Source organism: Peribacillus sp. NPDC096448, from assembly GCF_044762675.1.
GTDB classification, from domain to species: domain Bacteria; phylum Bacillota; class Bacilli; order Bacillales; family DSM-1321; genus Peribacillus; species Peribacillus frigoritolerans_B.
In genome coordinates this window covers 1-1,551 of record NZ_JBIWEU010000060.1, presented here as the reverse complement: position 1 = coordinate 1,551, position 1,551 = coordinate 1, and the positions used below count along the sequence as shown (strand labels likewise).

Genomic DNA, 1,551 nt, shown 5'->3' with positions numbered 1-1,551 from the left:
AGGGAGGAATTGGAATGTCCAGGTTACACAAGCATTTTTTTTCAATTGTCCTTGTCATGCTTTTGACCTTTGGCATCTTTGCACCTGTACAGACACAAGCAACTTCAAACGGTGGAGGATACTGGGTCCCAGACGACAAGATCAAGAAGGCAACCGAACTGATGAAGCAAGGCAAATCCCTCGGGGAGCTTGAAATCAAACAAGATCAAATCCAGCAAAAAGAAGGCATTCAGACATTAGAAGAATTGATGGAAGTAGACCAGCAAAGTAAAGCGACATACAGAACGAACTTGGCACCTCCGATCAAGACGGCGGTCGGGTGGGTACCCCCGGAATTTGACTATGATCATATCCAGACTGTAGATGAATGCCGGAGAAGTCCTGACAGCAGTTCAGAAACAGGGTATATCAAGAACCGTTATTCCTTCTGTTGGTCCCATGTGGCGACATATCAAGTCCCTATAAAATGTATCGGAGGGATCTGTATAAACGCAGGGGTTCAATTTCAATTCACGGAAATAGGTTATGGTTCCAACCAAAGCCGGAACATGAGAATCTATTATACACTTGACGATATCATCGTGACCGATCCAGCTTTAAATGGAGCCAAGTTGAAAATCGATATGGTATGTGAATCGAAATTGAACGCAGGTGACTGTAAAGAGGATCCCGACTATCCACCGACGGAAAGAACGATCGCCCAATGGAAAAACACGAACTTCGATACAGAAATCTTCACCTCAGAAGCGCCCCCAGCAACTGATTCAAATCCTGACCAGTTGGGATACATGGAATTTTGGCCGAAACTCACCCTTACCCATTCAGCAAGGAAATACAAAAAAAGCATAGATGGCATCAAACAGACCGTCCGATATGACTCTGCAAAATACATGTTCGCTTTCCCAGATCAATATTTCCGGCAAGGAGCCGTATTCAGCAAAGCCACACCGGTCTTCAATGTCCCGATCACGAAACCTGAATTCGAAATGCTAACTGAAGCCGGCCAGCATTGGAAGGACGCTATGGACCACCCAGAACAGACAAAGCCTCAAATGATTGGAAAGAAAATACCGGGAGCTGTAGGAGACAGCACACTGACACGGATGTATACAAAACGTCATCAGGAGGAATACAACCGTAATAGGAACAAGACACGAAGGATTTGTGACCGGGAGTTCGGAGATGAGGATCGGACAGGAAAGCAGTGTGACGAATATCCTTTCGCTTCCACCTGGGAAGGTTCATCAACGAACGGATCGGATAATTTTTCTGTAAGAATGATTTCCGCTGATTCGAACGGTGCTGCAGGGACATGGCTCGGTGCCTGGTACGCCTATGACCGGATTCTGGATGGAGACGCTTTTAATGTGGAGGTCGAAGCTCCTGAGAAAATCGCGACGATCCGATCGGAAGGTCAGCCTCAGGACGGCCAGGATAACCGATCAAGTGATAACTTCACGATCGGGAACATCCCTGCTTACGCGACCAATTTACAATGGAAAATCGTCGACGGTCCTAAAGATGCAAAATTCGATGTCATGAAAGACATCA

The 1,551-nt window shown here is 46.3% G+C and carries 1 protein-coding gene; it reads left to right on the top strand.

Annotated elements, in window-relative coordinates:
- Positions 1–14: 14 nt before the first annotated feature.
- On the top strand, positions 15–1,551 hold a 1,537-nt coding region (locus ACIQ0C_RS27150), incomplete at its 3' end, for a NucA/NucB deoxyribonuclease domain-containing protein (protein WP_403066005.1).